We start from the raw sequence: 371 nt of genomic DNA, 5'->3' as shown, positions 1-371 counted from the left end.
TTGAGTTTTTTGCTTTGAATCCAGGCGCGTTGTTCGCCGAGGATTTGTTGTTTGACATCGCTGTCCATGCCGCCCCAGAGGTCGTTGATCTCGCCGTCTGCCTGACGGTTTTGTGCACGCGCGTTGTCGAGTTCGCTTTGACTGAGGCCGGGCGGTTCGTTGCGCGGAGTTTCGCGGTCAGGGCGCAGGACTTCGTAGTCTGAATTATCGTCATCATCGGTCAAGCCGACGGCTTGGCTGGCGGCGTTGTTTTCGAGGATGTCTTGCGGATCAACAGTCGGCGGCTCTTCCGGATTTTGGTTTTGCAGCAGCTTGATGGCCTGCTCTTTGGATACTGGTTTGCCGTCTATCATGACGATGCTTTTCACGCC

At 55.5% G+C, this 371-nt stretch carries 1 pseudogene; it reads right to left on the bottom strand.

Features of this window, described 5'->3' with window-relative positions:
• Positions 1-371, bottom strand: a pseudogene (locus ACTHSP_RS22730) (lysozyme inhibitor LprI family protein); the annotation flags it as partial.

It is taken from the genome of Neisseria sp. P0001.S005 (assembly GCF_051963715.1).
This window is presented reverse-complemented; position numbering and strand designations above follow the sequence as displayed.